The sequence below is a fragment of the Pseudomonas sp. K5002 genome (assembly GCF_013386655.1).
Lineage (GTDB): Bacteria > Pseudomonadota > Gammaproteobacteria > Pseudomonadales > Pseudomonadaceae > Aquipseudomonas.
This window is the reverse complement of record NZ_JACARK010000464.1, coordinates 1-1,015: the sequence shown is the minus strand read 5'-3', so window position 1 is coordinate 1,015 and position 1,015 is coordinate 1. Positions and strand designations below refer to the sequence as shown.

The 1,015-nt window shown below is 58.6% G+C and carries 2 pseudogenes; both read right to left on the bottom strand.

Annotated elements, in window-relative coordinates:
• Positions 1 to 38: 38 nt before the first annotated feature.
• Positions 39 to 808, bottom strand: a pseudogene (locus HX846_RS20515) (transporter substrate-binding domain-containing protein).
• A 25-nt stretch (positions 809 to 833) separates the two neighbouring features.
• Positions 834 to 1,015, bottom strand: a pseudogene (locus HX846_RS20510) (histidine/lysine/arginine/ornithine ABC transporter ATP-binding protein); the annotation flags it as partial.

Sequence of the window (1,015 nt, the reverse complement as noted above, 5' to 3'; positions counted from 1 at the left end):
GCAAGCTCCCTCGCCACAAGCACTCTCTTTCTACCGGGTTAGTTGGTGTAGGGGCTGTCGCAGACTTTGCTCACATAGGCAGGCGTGTCGGCGCGTTTGCACGGGCTGACCGATACCCCAAACACGCTCTGGGACAGGTCGGCGTAGTCCTTGCTCACCAGCAACTCACCGATGGCCTTGTCGAGCCGGGCCTTGAGTTCGGTGTCTTCCTTGCGCAGGCCGGCCCCCACGCCGCGGCCGATGATCGGGTCGTAAGGCACTTCGGCGATTTCGGCCAGGCCCTGGGCCTCAGGGGTCTTGACCATCATGGCGATGGCGACGCCGTCGGCCATCATCAGGTCGGTGCGCCCGGCAATCAGGTCGGCGTTGGCCGATTCCTGGGTGTCGTAGTACTTCAGGTCAGCAATATTCTCGTAGTACTTCTTCAGGTAGTTGGCGCTGACCGTGGAGATCTGCACGCCGATGATCTTGCCCTTCAGNNGCGGCTGAAGGCGATCTGTTTTTCGCGCTCTTCGGTGACCGACATCGAGGAGAAAATCACGTCGATTTTCTTCGCCAGCAGCGACGGAATAATCCCGTCCCAGGCCACTTCCTTGATCTGGCACTCAGCCTTCATCAAGCCGCAGAGCTTATGGATCAGGTCGACTTCAAAGCCCGTCCACTCACCATTGCCGCCCTTTACCGTGAACGGTGGGTAGGGTTCTGCCGCCACCGCGAACACAATGGGTTTCTCCGCCGCCAACGCAGTACCTGCCGCCAGCATCAACACAGCACTGCTCAACCACTTTGCCAATCGTTTGGATTTCATGATCTTGCCCCGTCTTTTTTTGGAGTTAGCGAGTTTGATGCGCGTTGACGAACTGCCGGCAACGTTCACTGCGTGGGTCGATAAACACCGAGTCCGGCGAGCCGGTTTCCTCGATCAGGCCTTGATGCAAAAACGCGACTTTGGATGACACATCCCGGGCGAACGCCATTTCATGGGTCACCAGGATCATGGTGCGGCCTTCTTCGG